At 50.9% G+C, this 15,310-nt stretch carries 15 protein-coding genes and 1 riboswitch; of the genes, 14 read left to right on the forward strand and 1 reads right to left on the reverse strand.

The window, feature by feature from the left end; translation table 11 throughout:
• Nucleotides 1-132 precede the first annotated feature (132 nt).
• Complete coding sequence (locus tag KDM89_RS02285; RefSeq protein WP_212686305.1) at nucleotides 133-1,425, reverse strand: HAD family hydrolase; 1,293 nt, start codon at nucleotides 1,423-1,425, stop codon at nucleotides 133-135.
• A gap of 890 nt (nucleotides 1,426-2,315) precedes the next feature.
• On the opposite strand from KDM89_RS02285, the gene KDM89_RS02290 reads away from it, so the two are divergent.
• The 14 genes from KDM89_RS02290 to cobJ all read left to right on the forward strand — a co-directional run bounded on the left by KDM89_RS02290 (nucleotide 2,316) and on the right by cobJ (nucleotide 15,302).
• A complete protein-coding gene (locus tag KDM89_RS02290; protein WP_212686306.1) occupies nucleotides 2,316-2,882 on the forward strand; it encodes a hypothetical protein in 567 nt (188 codons plus the stop codon).
• Nucleotides 2,883-3,776: 894 nt separating this feature from the next.
• Complete coding sequence (locus KDM89_RS02295; protein WP_189357073.1) at nucleotides 3,777-4,352, forward strand: hypothetical protein; 576 nt, start codon at nucleotides 3,777-3,779, stop codon at nucleotides 4,350-4,352.
• 269 nt (nucleotides 4,353-4,621) lie between these two features.
• Nucleotides 4,622-5,008, forward strand: a complete 387-nt coding sequence (locus tag KDM89_RS02300; protein WP_189357072.1) for a hypothetical protein — start codon at nucleotides 4,622-4,624, stop codon at nucleotides 5,006-5,008.
• Between the two features lie 287 nt (nucleotides 5,009-5,295).
• Nucleotides 5,296-5,871, forward strand: coding sequence for a hypothetical protein (locus KDM89_RS02305; protein WP_212686307.1), 576 nt, complete (start codon nucleotides 5,296-5,298; stop codon nucleotides 5,869-5,871).
• 396 nt (nucleotides 5,872-6,267) lie between these two features.
• Nucleotides 6,268-6,479: riboswitch (cobalamin riboswitch) on the forward strand.
• A 241-nt stretch (nucleotides 6,480-6,720) separates the two neighbouring features.
• A complete protein-coding gene (locus tag KDM89_RS02310; protein WP_212686308.1) occupies nucleotides 6,721-7,371 on the forward strand; it encodes an energy-coupling factor ABC transporter permease in 651 nt (216 codons plus the stop codon).
• Nucleotides 7,368-8,231, forward strand: coding sequence for a precorrin-4 C(11)-methyltransferase (cobM, locus tag KDM89_RS02315; RefSeq protein ID WP_212686309.1), 864 nt, complete (start codon nucleotides 7,368-7,370; stop codon nucleotides 8,229-8,231). The genes KDM89_RS02310 and cobM overlap by 4 nt, the downstream gene beginning before the upstream one ends.
• Nucleotides 8,231-9,286 carry a sirohydrochlorin chelatase gene (locus KDM89_RS02320; RefSeq protein ID WP_212686310.1) on the forward strand — a complete coding sequence of 352 codons (1,056 nt, stop codon included), beginning with the start codon at nucleotides 8,231-8,233 and terminating at the stop codon, nucleotides 9,284-9,286. The genes cobM and KDM89_RS02320 overlap by 1 nt, the downstream gene beginning before the upstream one ends.
• Nucleotides 9,286-9,951: a precorrin-8X methylmutase gene (locus KDM89_RS02325; RefSeq protein WP_212686311.1), complete on the forward strand. Its 666-nt coding sequence runs from the start codon at nucleotides 9,286-9,288 to the stop codon at nucleotides 9,949-9,951. Before KDM89_RS02320 ends, KDM89_RS02325 begins: the two co-directional genes overlap by 1 nt.
• A complete protein-coding gene (locus KDM89_RS02330; RefSeq protein ID WP_212686312.1) occupies nucleotides 9,948-11,045 on the forward strand; it encodes a cobalt-precorrin-5B (C(1))-methyltransferase in 1,098 nt (365 codons plus the stop codon). Before KDM89_RS02325 ends, KDM89_RS02330 begins: the two co-directional genes overlap by 4 nt.
• On the forward strand, nucleotides 11,042-12,364 hold the full coding sequence (gene cbiE / locus KDM89_RS02335) for a precorrin-6y C5,15-methyltransferase (decarboxylating) subunit CbiE (RefSeq protein ID WP_212686313.1): 1,323 nt from the start codon (nucleotides 11,042-11,044) through the stop codon (nucleotides 12,362-12,364). Before KDM89_RS02330 ends, cbiE begins: the two co-directional genes overlap by 4 nt.
• Nucleotides 12,346-13,125 carry a precorrin-2 C(20)-methyltransferase gene (gene cobI / locus KDM89_RS02340; RefSeq protein ID WP_212686314.1) on the forward strand — a complete coding sequence of 260 codons (780 nt, stop codon included), beginning with the start codon at nucleotides 12,346-12,348 and terminating at the stop codon, nucleotides 13,123-13,125. Before cbiE ends, cobI begins: the two co-directional genes overlap by 19 nt.
• Nucleotides 13,115-13,876: a cobalamin biosynthesis central domain-containing protein gene (locus KDM89_RS02345; RefSeq protein ID WP_212686315.1), complete on the forward strand. Its 762-nt coding sequence runs from the start codon at nucleotides 13,115-13,117 to the stop codon at nucleotides 13,874-13,876. Before cobI ends, KDM89_RS02345 begins: the two co-directional genes overlap by 11 nt.
• On the forward strand, nucleotides 13,873-14,286 hold the full coding sequence (locus KDM89_RS02350) for a cobalamin biosynthesis protein (RefSeq protein ID WP_212686316.1): 414 nt from the start codon (nucleotides 13,873-13,875) through the stop codon (nucleotides 14,284-14,286). The genes KDM89_RS02345 and KDM89_RS02350 overlap by 4 nt, the downstream gene beginning before the upstream one ends.
• Nucleotides 14,283-15,302 (forward strand): precorrin-3B C(17)-methyltransferase, encoded by a 1,020-nt coding sequence (gene cobJ, locus KDM89_RS02355; RefSeq protein WP_212686317.1) that lies wholly within the window; start codon nucleotides 14,283-14,285, stop codon nucleotides 15,300-15,302. The genes KDM89_RS02350 and cobJ overlap by 4 nt, the downstream gene beginning before the upstream one ends.
• The last annotated feature ends 8 nt before the right edge of the window (nucleotides 15,303-15,310 follow it).

The following is a 15,310-nucleotide window of genomic DNA, read 5'->3' on the forward strand; positions in this document are numbered from 1 at the left end:
ATGCGCCCGAAGACGGGAGCCAGACATCATAACCGCAAATCTGCGCTGGCTGCCAGTAAAAACAGGCTGTGCAGCTTATGCCACACAGCCTGTTGTTTGCAGACTACCGGAAACGGTGTTTTACGGCCGGAATTAACCCAGCAGTGCGTCGCCGGATTTACCGTATTTAATCGTGGTTTCGACTGGCAGCCAGTTACCGGTTTGCTCGAAACGGCCTTGCAGCGCAAAGCGTGGTTTCTCCGCTTTCAGGCTGTCAGCGGCAGCTTTGGACAATTCACCGATCTTGCCTTTTTTCAGACGATTCACGATCAGACCCAGTTCAGTTTCAGGGAAGTCGCGCAGCATGTCGTAATCACCATCGCTGTCGCCAGCCACGAACAGCGGGCCGTAACCTTTCTTCGCGATCAGTTCCTGACGAATCACCACCGATTTGCCCGGACCCCAGTTCAGTGGCCAGTTTTTACGGTAAGCGTTTTTCAGTACATCGCCATCCTGTTCCAGACGCAGACCCAGTACGTTTTCACGCGCAACGTGGTAACCGTACTTCGGCAGCGTTGCAAACACTGCAACCACATCTTCCAGCGACGCAGTGCTGACATACACATCAATACCGTGCTGACGGAAAGTATTCATCAGCGTACCGATCTCTGTACACAGACGGATACCGGCAAAATGCGTTGTGGTGATCACACCGGCTTTACCCGGCAGCGAAGCAGGGCTGGTGTATTTGGTTTTGGCCAGACCCATGCCCAGATTTGCATCATGCGACGCTTCTGCCAGACGCGTGACTTCCTGCATGGTCATGTTGGTGAAGAAGTAAATGACCCATGGATAACCGACGTTCACGCCGTGAGTGTCATTGACTGCTTCGTACAGGAAATACAGTTTGGCGCGGAAATCCTGGAATTGCTCAGTCGCCGTCACTTCTTCCAGCGACTTGCTGCCAGCCATGCCTTTGAAATTCGCGTGCAGGAAAGCGTAATCGCTGTCCAGATCGGCGCAAATGCTTTCCAGATCAACGATTTTGCCGGCGCTGTTTTTGAAGTCAGCTGCAAACGGGCCTGCCGGCACGTTCTGACGAATAATCGCAGAAAACTCTGCCGGGCTCAGTTTGAAAGCCAGATGATTGATCTGATACATCAGCAGCGCTTCTTCGCAGTCATTCATGATGCTGGTGTTATCCCAGTCAAACACTGCGTAAGGGCGGCGTTTAGGATTGTACGTTTTGCTGGTGTTGCCGTGCTTCGCAATAATCGAAGTCAGCAAAGCGTGGTTACGCGGCGACCATTTAGCCGGATCCAGATAAACGGAAGCCGCCGCCGGTGCTGCCGGTTTTGCCAGCGCTGGCGCTGCCAGCCCTGCGCCGGCCGCAGTTGCCAGCATACCTTGTAAGAATCCACGACGTGGAGCAGAAGTCTGTTTCATAGTTCACCCTAGTAAAAATCCGGACTGAAAAACCAGTATCGCCGAAGCCGGCACCATCCCTCAGTCTGAACGAAAAACATGACAAGCAGACGACACAGCGCAAATCCGCTGCGCAGCTTGTTGCTTTTTGTCTTAATCCGTTTGTTGTCTGAGGGAAATGAGGAAATCAGCATACCAGAATTGTCAGAAAAAGCACTCATTGCCCCGACAGAACCCGCCTTCTGCGGCAGGCAATTCCCGGTTTTTCAGAAGCAATACCCGAAAACTGGAAAGAAAACAGTCACAGCGCTGTGCAATTTCCCGCATTTTGATTTCAGCCAGCACCGGACTTTCTGCTGACGACCGCCACATTGCTGTGCGGAACACCGCATTTGAGGCGTTTTCGGGCGATTTTTGGGCTTCCCGACGCTGACCAGAGCATGCACTGGCAGAGCGTTCATAGCCGGAAAGTGATGGCCGAAAGATCGATGAAGAAATCTGCTCACATTTGCCTCACGCAAAGACGATGGTGAATTTGGTAAAAAACCGGCAGCCGAAGTTGTGAGCTCATGTAAAAGTGCTTTATCTGGAAAGTTGCTCGTTGTATAAGTGTACCGTGTCAACAATCACTTCTTGGCATCAAAGTCAGGTAAGAAGAAACCCGTTTTCAGATTATTTCTGAGGGCAGTTGTATGCAGTCATTTCCGTGTCTGGTTTGTAAGGCATTAACTATCCGGTTTGATCAGGTCGTTCGCGGCTTGGTGCGATCATGTGGAGCCTCGTGCTAACGCCGGGCGTTACGGCTAAGATCAACGTCGTTCTGCACTTTTTTGTATCCCGTATGACTAACGCATTAACTGTGTAATGAAGACAACGGACGGCGTATCATTTTTTTTTCTGGAAATTTCAGGATGGACAGAGCAAGGAGAATTCATTCTGAATCAAAAACATACGCTAAGCAAAATGCAGATTCGTATGGAACTTACAAAAGCAAATGGGGGATGCGGATGCAATCAATAAAATGGCTGTTGATTATGATGCTGATTTCAGCCTGCACTACGGAAAATGATGATTTGTCGCATTTGAATTGTTCCGCATTTGCGGATACTTTCTTCCGCAAGCCTGTCACTTCTCAGGCAGATGAATTCATCAAGCAGGATGTAGAAACGCAATATGCGATCTACATTTGCGGATGTCAGACGAGAGAACCGCCGTCCGTTCATTTGGCCATACCCTTCGCAAAAAAAGGACGGGAGGCAGCTGGATTATTGAAGGAGAAATTATCTCATTCACGCAGCGATGCAACGACCAGGGATATTTTGCTCGTGATTGAGCAAATGGCTATCCAAAAAAGCTATGACGTCGCGGGAGATCGCGATCTGATGAAGGTAATTGATGTTGCTGTTAGCCGCACGAAAGATCCGTTCTGGAAGAAACAGAACGAACAGGCTTACCAGGAAATTGTGAGCAGCAGATGAGTGTCGAACATATCAAAAACGGCCTTGTCGCATTCAACTACGGGCTATACCTTGACGTTTCGCTGCAGTAGATGTTTGCCCCTTGCGCTTCGAAAATGCGCATGTATCAAATAGTCATTTTTAAATGTTAATCATATGCGATCGTACAGCTGCCCTGCTTGCGGGGAAAAAACAATTCAGTTCACTCAGGTATTACGTGGATTAATACCATTCATGCGACCTGATCATTGCCGGAGCTGCGGTGCGAAAGTAGTTTTGGCATACGATGTTCGAGATAATGTTATCGTCGCGATTATTTTAGGTTTCACTTTGTTAGCAGCGGTTCAGAAAAGATCACCCGGATATTCAGTGTTTTTGCCGGGCTCATTCGTATTACTGAGTATTTTTTTCTGGCTAATATATGCAGCAAAATTCAAGGTTGATCAGGCGCCTAAATACTTGCAATACTTTATTCTTTTGGCACTATATTATTTTTTTTGGTTTTTTCCGCATTCATCTTGAATTAATGCGCTATGACGTTTGTGTATTTAAGGAGTCGCTGCCAAATGAAAATAATAAAATTGACTCTTGTTTTTATCTGTTCTGTATTGGTTATGTTTGGCATTAGTTACAGGTTGACAGTATGGCCTTTCTCTTCACCAATGATTGACTTAATATCCTGGACGCTAATTGGAATAGCATTTATTGTGCTTTTTGTTATTTCGAGAAATTAATAAGATGTGATATTTAATATTTTTTGCTAAATTAGGGGTGCTGATTTATTTGCCTCACGGAAATCAGCTTCTTTGAAAATCAAGCACTTATGCCTGACTCGATGGCGAAAAAAAATTAAATCAGCAATTTTTTAAATCTCACCTGAAAACAAAAATTGTTAACAATGTTGTGGGGATTGGTATGAAAAGTATTTTCCGCAAAAAAAGTAATTTTTTATACAGTGCCGTTTCAGTACTATTGGTTAATTTGTTATTGGCAGGATGTGTAAATTTTCCTAAAGAATCACATGCCGAAAAACTGAAGTCTGCGTGGGAGATTGTAGATGGCGTAATGGCATTGAAGTCTTTTGAGAATAAAAAAATTTATGATTATTTTGGAACACCATTTTCGGCAAGTAGTTCGTCTACTAATTTTAATTATTGGGAAGGGAATTTAATTAAGCTGGGAGATGGTGTGGTAATCCCAAAAATTTTATTACGGACTCCGAAAAATACTGATGTGGCAGATTTATTGCTCATAGATTTTGAAGGTCCATGTATACCAAAGAAAGAACTGCGATCTCGTTTTGCTGAGTTAAAAGTTGAAGTGGGTAAGCGTGGACATGGGGAAATGGATAGCACGCTTTATGTCCAGTATTCGGGATGGGGACGCATAACTTTTGAATTTATGGACAGAAACCCTGGCTGTTTGGTTTCTGTCAGTTTTCATCCGAAAGAAATTCCGAGACAGGACCACCAAGATAGGGCGACCTACTAGGGAACCGCTGATTTATTCGCCTCACGGAAATCAGTTTCTTTAAAAATCAACCACTTATGCCTGGCTCGACAGCGAAAAAAGGACTAAATCAGCGCTTCTTTAAGAGTTAATTTAATATGCCCACTTATTCAATATACAGATTTACCCGGTTTGCGGTGCTTCTCGGTCTCGTATTTTCATTATTGAGTGTAATAACAAAAGCAATTTATTCTTTTTCCGTATTCCTGCTTTTTTACGTTTCCCTCATTTGGTTGCTATGGATTTTATGCATGTTCTTTTCTGAAGAGCGTCGCTCGTTTAAGAAAATGGCGGTTCTTTGGATGATTGCCAATACATCAAACTTGCTACTGTTTGTTTCTTTCGCAGGACACGTAAAAAATTGGGCTCATTCACAAGGTGTTGAGATCGTTGTTGCTATCTCGTATTTTCCGGTAATTTTTCCCGCGGCAGTAATAGTGAAGTTTTTACCAGATAAACTTGATGAAAATTTAAATATACTGTTTGAATTAATGATTCGGTTATTTAATGGCGGTGTTGGCGATGCCTTAGCGATTTGGTTCAGCGTGTTGATTGTTGTAATAATTCAGTCTACCGGAATTGTTTTATTGTCGCGTTTTTTTACTCATTTAGCCGGAAAAGCTCGCTGGCAGCGTTAAACGGCGAGCAGGGAGATTGAGCGTAGTCTCGCAAGGGCGAATTCCCATAAACCAATGTTTCCTGGCGCCGCTCCGCAAAAACTCAACAATGTCGAAGTAGCGGTGGCAGTGGTAGCTCGCACCCAGACAGAGTAAAAAAAATGATCGTCGGAATTTTCAGCTTTATTGCAAAGCTCTTCAAGCGCTATAAAATTTCGCGGCAGTTACAACTTGAAAAACCGGTAAGGGGAATTCCTTACTGGTTTTTTTACGTCTCTATACATTGAAAGCGAACGTCAGCAATGCAAATGCAAGTAACCTTCATTAATAAGACGTTGAGTGTGGCTCTGGCGATCATAGGTTCAGTGTGGTTCATGCCGGTCAGCTTTTTGGCTGGCTCTCGCATCGGCATGGAACTGGTCTGCATGCAAACCGGATGCTCACGCAGCATGGAGCGCGGTGAAGCACCTCATGCGAGTTTCACGGTGTTGATCGAGCGGGAAAAAGGCGAGCTTCCTGAAGCTGTTCTGTTAAGTGAAGTCCGGGATTTCTTTGCAATGCATCCTGATGCGACGCTGTTACTGTCCGGCCGCACTGGTAAGACTGCCGATCTCGCATGGGAATATCAGGTCGAATCGCATTCACCTGAGCAACAGCGCGTCCGCGTGGAGTACCTCGATAGTCATAGTATGCACTTCACCTACTCTGCATCGGCCCGAACGGTTCAACCGCTGGTTTCGGAGGTTGTGAGTGTCGCTCATATGATGTTGGGTATGCCTCTGGGGCTACTTTTTACTTTTGTCATTCGTCGGGCAATCGCGCGAGTTCGTCGCTGGAAAGAAGCGCTGAGCACGGAAGTGACGGAGTATGTTGCCAAGTCTTAATGCTTCTTTGACTAATGCGTACATGCCTGAAGCAATGGTCCGGGTTCAGGCTGAACAATCAAAATGTGCTTCAGGTTTATCCAGCACAGCGTGCGGAGCCATTCATCTTGCAGACACGTAAATTCAGGAAAGGCTGTGCAATATTCGTCATCCGACAATTTGTGAAGTCCTGACTTTCTGCCGACGACAGCCGGATTGCTGTGCTGAAGTCTGCATTTGGGGCCTGGTGAGCTAAAAAACGTGATTTTGCGACTCGCTGAAGCGCAGAGCCGTTGAAGTTGTCGGGATCATCCATCGCTTGCTGCTCCCCCGAATTGTCTGCTTGCCTGCTTCAGAACAGGTGGCTGCCAATCCTGAAAAGTTGATTGATATATTTGTATCTCAAATAAATTCGTTTACAATCCGCACTGCTAATGGTGTTTTGCCTGTCCGGGCAAAAGTAAACGGGAAGCCGGTGCGTAGTCTTCAGACTGCTATTCCGGCACTGCCCCCGCAAAGGTAAAGAAGTTAACACGTTGCAGGATGCCACTGTGTGAAAACATGGGAAGGCGCAACGTGCGGTGATACCGCTTCTGAGTCCTGATACCGGCCTTAGCAATAACGGGCTAATCGCGGAGGGCGATGCATGCGGTGTTCAGATTTCAGAAGTTCTGCCTGATGGCGGAGTTCTGCCTGTTCAGCAAATTCCGGTCACTGCCGGACCTCCATCTTTTCCTTCCCTGATTGCCTTTTTAAACCAGACCGCGGGTGTGCGGCCGGGATCGTTCGTTGCGTCTGTCTGATTGCTGATCAGGCGAGGTGCGCGCGCATTCCTGCTGTCCGACTGTGGTTTTTCACGAAGGAATCAGGATGCATATCGAACCCGGTCTTATTGCGCCCGTTAAACTCAGCCTTGCGGCTGCTACTGCGGCGCTGGTCTATCTCCGTGTTTTGCCACGCTGGCTGCGTCAGCCGCGCTTGTGGGTACGCACTGCGCTGGCAGCGGTATTTTTTTCGATGTTCATGCAGGCCTTCCACATGCAGGTGGGGCCGTCCGAACTGCATTTCATCGGCGCAATGCTGGTGTATCTGAGCTTTGGTTATCTGCCGGCCATGCTGGGTTTTGGCATCGGTTTATTTTTGCAGGCACTGATTTTTGAACCGCAGGATATGGTGCATCTGGCGGTAAATACGCTGAGTCTGGTGATCCCGCTGACGGTGGTGCACTGGCGTTTCGGCAAACAGACTGCGGAACTGAACTGGCAGCGTATTCTGAAGCTGGATGCGGTCTATTACAGCGGTGTCACGCTGATGGTGGCGTTCTGGCTGAGCATGGCTGAAGTGGCGACGCCGTTCAGCGCGTGGCTGCAATTCGCTGCATCGTATCTGCTGGTGGTTGCCGCTGAGCCGGTCATGACGCTGGCCTTGTTATCGGTGTTTCGTGTATTGCGTCAGCGTCCGGAACTGCCGCGCTGGATGCGTGTCTGCCTCGATGAAGGTCGCTGGTCGGCACGTGTATGAATGAGTTTGCTGAACAACCCGGTTTGCCCGGCAAGGTCTGGTTCGTCGGCGCCGGACCCGGTGATCCTGAACTGATCACGGTGAAGGGACAGGCTTTGCTGGCGCGTGCCGGTGCAGTGTTGTTTGCCGGTTCGCTGGTCAGCGAAGCCGTCACGCGCTGGGCACCGGAACATTGCGAGATCCGCGATTCAAAAGATATGACGCTGGAAGAAATGTCGGCATGGCTGCAATGGCAAGCCAGCCGCCACGCTACCGTCGTGCGTCTGCAAACCGGTGATCCGTCTTTATACGGCGCGCTGATCGAGCTGATACAACCTCTGGATCAGGCCGGTATCAGCATAGGCGTGGTGCCGGGCGTTTCATCCGCAATGGCTTCGGCAGCGGCTGCAACCGAAAGCCTGACACTGCCGGAAGTCACGCAAACCGTGATTCTGACGCGGGTGGAAGGACGCACCCCGATGCCGGAAGGTGAATCGCTGGCGGCACTGGCATCACACCACAGCACACTGTGTATTTTCTTAAGTATTACTTTACTGGGTAAAGTCTGCCGCGAGTTGCGGGCTGCGGGCTGGGCCGAAGATGCACCGATAGTGGTGGTGCAGAAAGCCAGCTGGCCCGGTGAAGAAAAGGTCGTGCGCGGCACGATAGCAACGATACAGGCTTTGTGCCGTGAACAGCAGATTCACAGTCAGGCCATGATTATTGCCAGCCCCACGCTGGGCGCGCGGCACTGGGATCAGCTGATCCGCTCCAAACTTTATGATCCGGCGTTTACGCATCGTTTCCGCAAAGCCAGCGCCATTCCGGATAACGGCGTCAGCGTGCCGTTCGCAGATCAAATTACCCTGAAGGCAGAATAATGAAAGAATGCATCTTACTGGTCGGACACGGTTCCCGCGAAGTTTCCGGCAATCTGGAGATTGAAGAATTCGCACATCAGTGGCGCGCTAAACGTCCTGACTGGCAGATCGAAGTCTGCTTTATCGAATTCTCTGATGTACCCATGGATCTGGGGCTGGATCGTGCTGCAGAAAAAGGCGAGCGCGTGTATGTGCTGCCGCTGATTCTGAACGCGGCTGGTCACGTGAAAATGGATATTCCGGCTGCCATCGAACAGGCGCGTTCCCGTCATCCTTCTACAGAATTTTTGTATGCACCGCATCTGACAGCTTGCGATCCGATTCTGACTATTCTGAAACGCCATCTGCGCAAAGCAATGAATAAGCTGGATATGCCGGACCCGCGTACTACCGGTGTTATTGTGCTTGGACGCGGCTCTTCAGACCGGCAGGCGAATGGTGATATGGCGAAAATGGCGCGCTGGCTGATGGAAGAGTGTGATCATGAATTGGTGGATCTGGCCTTTACCGGCATCACGCATCCGCGTATTGAGCGCGTGGTGCAGCGTCAGGTTTTGCTCGGCATGACACAGATTGTGATTCTGCCGTATTACCTGTTCACCGGTACATTAATCGAACGCATACAGCGTCAGGTCGAGCATCTGCGTTTGCAGTATCCGCAGATTCGCTTTGCTACCTCGACTTATTTCGGTTTTGAAAAAGAAATTACCGAATTGCTGGAGCAGCGTGTGCATGATCTGCAGCACGGCGCACCGCAAGGCATGATGGCTTGTGATGGATGCAAATTCCGCAGCTTTGCGGCTGAACATGGTATGGGGCCGCATCATCACGGACCGGATGATCACCATCATCACGACCATGCGCATCATACGCATGATGTGCACGAACATGTACACGCACAAACGCACGCTCACCACCACGATCATGCGCACGGGCATGAGCGTCACCATGAGCACGATCATTCGCATGATCATATTCATCACCACACACATCATCAGCACAGCCATGCGCAGCTGGCCGAGGCGATTGTGCGGTTGCCGGGGCGGGGTAAGTGATGAGCAATGTGTTTACCGAACAGCTGACTGCTGCCGGACGCGCGATTGAGCATGATTCATTTGCGATCATTGATCAAGAAGCCGGAGCGCACAGTTACGATGCTGCGCAATGGGCGGTGGTCAGGCGGATGATTCATGCAAATGCGGATTTTGATTTTCAGCATTTAACTGCATTTCATCCGGATGCAATCCGCAGCGCGATGCATGCGATTCTGAAAGGCGATACGCCGTTGGTGGCCGATGTGGAAATGATTTGCGTTGGGTTGTCCAAACCACGCTTACAGCATTTCGGGCTCAGCACACATCAGTTTATTTCAGATGATGACGTGATACGTGACGCCAAAGCGCAGGATACGACGCGTGCAGTGCAGGCCATGCGTAAAGCGCACAGGCTGGGTTTACTGCACGGCGCAATTGTCGGCATCGGAAATGCACCGACGGCTCTGATTGAGCTGGTCAGGCTGATACAGGAAGAGGGTATCCGGCCCGCGTTGGTGGTTGGGTTTCCGGTTGGTTTTGTATCGGCTGCAGAATCGAAAGCACTGTTGGAAACCGTCAGTGAAGTACCGTGGATTGTTATTCAGGGCCGTAAAGGTGGTTCCACACTGGTGGTTGCGGCGATTCACGCTTTGCTGGGGCTGGCGGAAGCGGAACAGCGTCAATGAAAAAAGAAGCACGCGGCACCCGTACCGGTTTTACCACCGGTGCTTGTTCAGCAGCGGCAGCGCGTGCTGCGGCAACGGGTTTGCTGCAAGGCGAGGTTCCTCCGAAAGTGGAATGCCTGCTGCCGAATGGTCAGCAAGTGTGTTTCGAAGTCACTGATGCTGTTACTGACGGCAAAAAAGCACGTGCAGTAGTGATTAAAGATGCCGGTGATGATCCTGACTGCACCGATAAAGCCAGACTGACTGCCGATCTGGAATGGTTGCCGCATGCGCCCGGCATCGTGGAGCTGTGCGGCGGATCTGGCGTGGGTGTAGTCACCATGCCGGGGCTGGGGCTGGATGTCGGCGGGCCGGCGATTAATCCTGTGCCTCGTAAAAATATTATTGAGAATGTCAGAGCCGTGTTAGCGCCGGTCTTAGATGAGTGCGGTGTGCGTGTCACGATTTCCGTACCGCAAGGCGAAGAGATGGCGAAGAAGACGCTGAATGCACGCCTTGGCATTCTGGGTGGCATTTCTATTCTCGGAACCACCGGTATTGTGCGTCCGTATTCAACCGCAGCGTATCGCGCCAGTGTGGTGCAGGGCGTGCAGGTGGCGGCGACGCTGGGTTTATCCACGGTGGTGCTGACGACCGGCGGCCGCACGGAAAAATTTGTGATGACGGAATTACCGCATTTACCACCTGCAACGTTTGTGCAGATGGGGGATTTTCTGCGTTACGCAATGAGCGCCGCGCAGCGGCATGGCATTCGGCATGTAGTGATCGGCGGCATGATAGGCAAGCTGACCAAGATCGCGCAGGGCGAAGAAATCACCCATGCCGGACGCGCCGAAGTGGATACCGGATTGCTGGCGCAACTGGCGGCTGAACTGGGCGCGCCGGCAGATGTTTGCACAGATATCGCAGCGGCAGAAACGGCACGTTATGCCGGTGAGCGTATGGATGCCATCGGACTTGGCGTCGCGTTTCATCATCTGTTGGCAAAACGGGTGATATCCACACTGGAAAACCGTTACCCGGATCAGTTCTCTTTACGTGTCATGGTTTGTGATTTCGACGGAAATAAAATAACGGAGGCCGTATCGGCATGAGCGAATTAAACAACAGGAAAGCTATCCCACGCTGCCGCATTATCGGTGTACTGGATGACGGTAAGGCCAGCCTCAGCGAAATCGCCTTACAGCATCTGGCGCAGGCGGATTTGATCATAGGAGCGGAACGCACACTGGCTTTGTTTGCTGATGTGATGTCGGTGCAAGCCATACGGCGTCCGCTGAAAGGCGCGCTGACTGCTGTACCGGAAGTCATTCGTGCCGCGCTGGCCGATGCGTTGCGGGTAGTGGTGCTGGCGACTGGCGACCCGCTGATGTATGGCATTGCCGGTTATCTGGCGGCGCATTTGTGTGTCGATGCGCTGGAAGTGATTCCGAATGTCTCCACGATACAGCTTGCATGTGCGCGACTGGGAATGCCGTGGCAGGAAATGAAGCTTTGCTCCGTTCATAGCCGGGATGCGGGTGAATGGCAACGTGGCAGTGATGCGCGACACGGCATGTATTTATTGCTTCAGCAATTGCGGCATGTACCAAGGCTGGTGGTGCTGACCAGTCCGCAAAATTCCCCTGATCGTATCGCACGTATGATGCTGGCAGAAGGTATGCAGGATGGCTGGCACATTGCAGTGTGTGAACATTTGTGTTTGCCGGATGAGCATATCCACAGCGAATTATCAGTCACTGAAGCAGCAGGTATGCAGTTCGCAGAACCGAATGTGATGCTGCTGTGGCGTTCGGAGCAAAAAAAGGAAACGGTGATATTTGGTTTGCCGGATACGGCCTATCAGCAAAGGCAGCCGGAAAAAGGCCTGATCACCAAACAGGAAGTGCGCGCAGTATCGCTGGCAAGAATGCAGTTGCGTGCGGACAGTATCGTCTGGGATATCGGTGCCGGTTCGGGTTCGGTCGGGCTGGAGGCAGCGCGTTTAAGCAGTAACGGGCATGTGTATGCCGTTGAGAAAAATGCAGCGGATGTTGAGATTGCGACTGCTAACTGGCGCGCAGCAGCTGTGTCCAACTACAGTTTAATCCACAGCAAAGCGCCGGAAGGTCTGCATGACTGGCCAGCGCCGGATGCCGTATTTATCGGCGGTTCCGGTGGCGAGTTAGCGCAATTGATTCTTCTCTGTATGGAAAGAATGCGTCCGGGCGGCAGGCTGGTCATGAATTTTGTGACGCTGGAAAATCTGGCGGCAGCAACCAGCGTTTTAAGTGAGTCCGGCTGCGAATGGGACGTGCTGATGTTACAGGCTGCGCGTTCAAAACCCATACTCGATATGCACAGAATGGCGGCGGAGAATCCTGTGTGGCTGGTCTGCGCAAGCAAGGAGGCGCCATGCAGCACGGACGCCTGATCGCAGTATCGATGGGGCCGGGTGATCCGGGCCTGATTACCCGCCATGCATGGGAGCAACTGTGCCGCCCCGATACGATCTGGACGTATCCGGTTCGCAGTCTGAAAAAAGACAGTTATGCACTGGCCATCGCACAGCGTGCAGGCTTGCACATGCCGGAGCAACATCAGGCCCTGTTGTTTCCGATGACGCATGACACGGAGATTCTGGCGAAACACTGGATGCGCGCTGCACAGCAGGTGCAGCAAATGCTGGAAGGCGGACGCGATGTTTTGTTTCTGGTGGAAGGTGATGCATCAACCTATGCCAGTTATATCTATCTGGGACGCACGCTGAAGGCGATTGCGCCGCATCTGCAAACGCAAGTGATTGCCGGTGTGAATGCGTTCAATGCGGCATGCGCGACATTGCAAATGCCTTTGTCTGAGCAGGATGACACGATTGCGATCGTACCGGCTGCTTACGGTACATCGGCGATTGCCCGCATGCTGCGTGATTTCGACACGCTGGTGCTGATGAAAGTAAAGCCTTTGCTGGATGACATTCTGAATCTGCTGGAAGCGCATGATATCGCGCAGTACGCCCGTTTTATTGAGAAAGCCGGTGCACCGGAAGAGCGTATCGTGCACGACGTGCTGAGCCTGCGCGGCGAGAAGGTTAACTATTTGTCCTTACTGGTGGTTCGCAACCCGCATCGTCAGCGCGGCGAGATGGTGCGCGGCTGCAAAAAGAAAACACAGGAGCCGGTTCTTGAAAACTGATCATTTACCTCAGTCCCGCCAGGCCAGACTGGCACTGGTGGGAATTACCAAACATGGCGTGCAGCAACTGACTGCCATTGCGCCGCACTTACCGGATGCACAGATACTGGTCAGTGATAAATTCGCTGCGAAGGTGCAGGAATTTTCTGAGCGCAGCACGGTGTACAGCGGTGCTTTACGCGATCAGATGGCGGACCTATTTGCCAGTTACGATCAGATTATTTTCTTTGTGTCGCTGGGTGCTGTTGTGCGCCTGATTGCACCTCTGCTGCGCAGTAAGGATGAAGATCCCGGCGTGATTGTCGTGGATGATGCGGGTCAGTTTGTGATTCCGGTTTTATCCGGCCACGTTGGCGGCGCTAATGCGTGGGCAGAACATCTGGCGCATCTGATGGGTGCGCAGGCTGTACTGACCACCGCATCCGATGTAGGTAAAACGATTCCGGTAGATATTCTTGGTCGCGAGCTGGGCTGGGAAGTCATTGCGCCGAAAATTCATATTACCCGTGTTTCCGCTGATGTTGTGAACGGTGAACTGATTGCCGTGGTGCAGGAGGCCGGAAGTCCGCACTGGTGGACACGGACTACACCTTTGCCCGACAACATCCATTTGTTTTCGCAACTGAATGCGGTGGATCTGGATAAGTACCGTTCTGTACTGTGGATTACCCGCCAGGATATCCCGGGCCATATCTGGGAAACCCTGCGTGACCGGCTTGTGGTTTATCGTCCGCCGGAAGGTCAGGTATGAAATCTCTGAGTGTGGGGATTGGTTGCGATCGTGATGTTTCTGAAGAAACGCTGATGACAGGACTGAATCTGGCGCTGATGCAGTGCGGTGCTGCAATGCCTCAGATTCGTCATATTGCGAGTATTGACAAGAAATCTGATGAAACAGCAATTCTGCATCTGGTGCAACGTTTAAAAGTGCCTTTTATCGTTTATCCGGCGCAGGAACTGGCAAAAGTACTAGTACGTCAGCCATCAGCGACGGTGTTGAAATTTATGGGAACACCTTCGGTATCAGAAGCTGCGGCCTTATTAACAGCCGGCTTTCAGCCCGGTAACAGCACACCGGAATTGCTGGTGGAAAAACTGAAATTCTGTGGTGAAGATGGAAAGAATGTCACGATTTCGATAGCGGAAGATCAAAGAATATGAGTGAAGCAATATCAACGTTAACAAATGCTACTGGTCGCGGAAAAATTTCGCTGGTCGGTATCGGGCCGGGCAATCAGGCGCATATGACGCGGCGTGCAAGAGAAGTCATTGCAGAAGCGGACAGTGTGATTGGCTACGTTACCTACATCAAGCTGGTGGCAGAGCTGATTGAAGGTAAGGAAATCGTACGGAAATCCATGACCGAGGAACTGGATCGTGCAATTCATGCACTGGAACTGGCGCAGCAGGGCAAGAAAGTTGCACTGATTTCTTCCGGTGATGCGGGTGTCTACGGCATGGCAGGGCCGACCTTTGAAGTTCTGTTTCAGGCGGGCTGGACGCCGGACAGTGATATTGAACTGGAGATTGTACCCGGCGCAACGGCACTGAATACTTGCGCGTCGCTGGTGGGAGCTCCGCTGACACATGACTTTTGCTCGATTTCCTTATCGGATTTATTAACACCATGGCCGGTGATTGCGCGCCGTTTGCATGCAGCTGCCAGCGCTGATTTTGTGTGTGGTTTGTATAACCCGAAGAGCGGACGCCGTACTCAGCAAATTCTGGAAGCTCAGGCAATTTTTCTGCACTACCGTACACCGGAAACGCCGGTCGCCATTGTTAAATCCGCTTATCGCCCTAAACAGCGAATTGAAATGACAACGCTGGCAGCTATGGCGGAGTGCGATATCGGTATGCTGAGTACGGTACTGATCGGTAACAGTAATACGTTTGTACGTCACGGGCTGATGGTCACGCCGCGTGGTTACGCGAATAAGTATGCGATGGAAGATGGCTCCACCAAAGACGGTGAGAAAGCAGGCCGCTCACTAAGTACGGGATTAAACGGATGGGTAGCGCAAGTGCAGGCGCAGTTTGCAGCAGGTGCAACCTGTTCCGATCTGGCTGCCGAATACGGGTTGCCGCTCAGTTATCTGCAAAGGGTGCAACAAATGCCTGTGCCAGAGTTTTCTGATGCAGCGGCTGATGACCCTGCAAGTAATACGGCGGAATAAGGAGTACA

The sequence above is a fragment of the Cognatundibacterium luofuense genome (assembly GCF_018139685.1).
Taxonomy (GTDB): Bacteria; Pseudomonadota; Gammaproteobacteria; order Burkholderiales; family Burkholderiaceae_D; genus Undibacterium; species Undibacterium luofuense.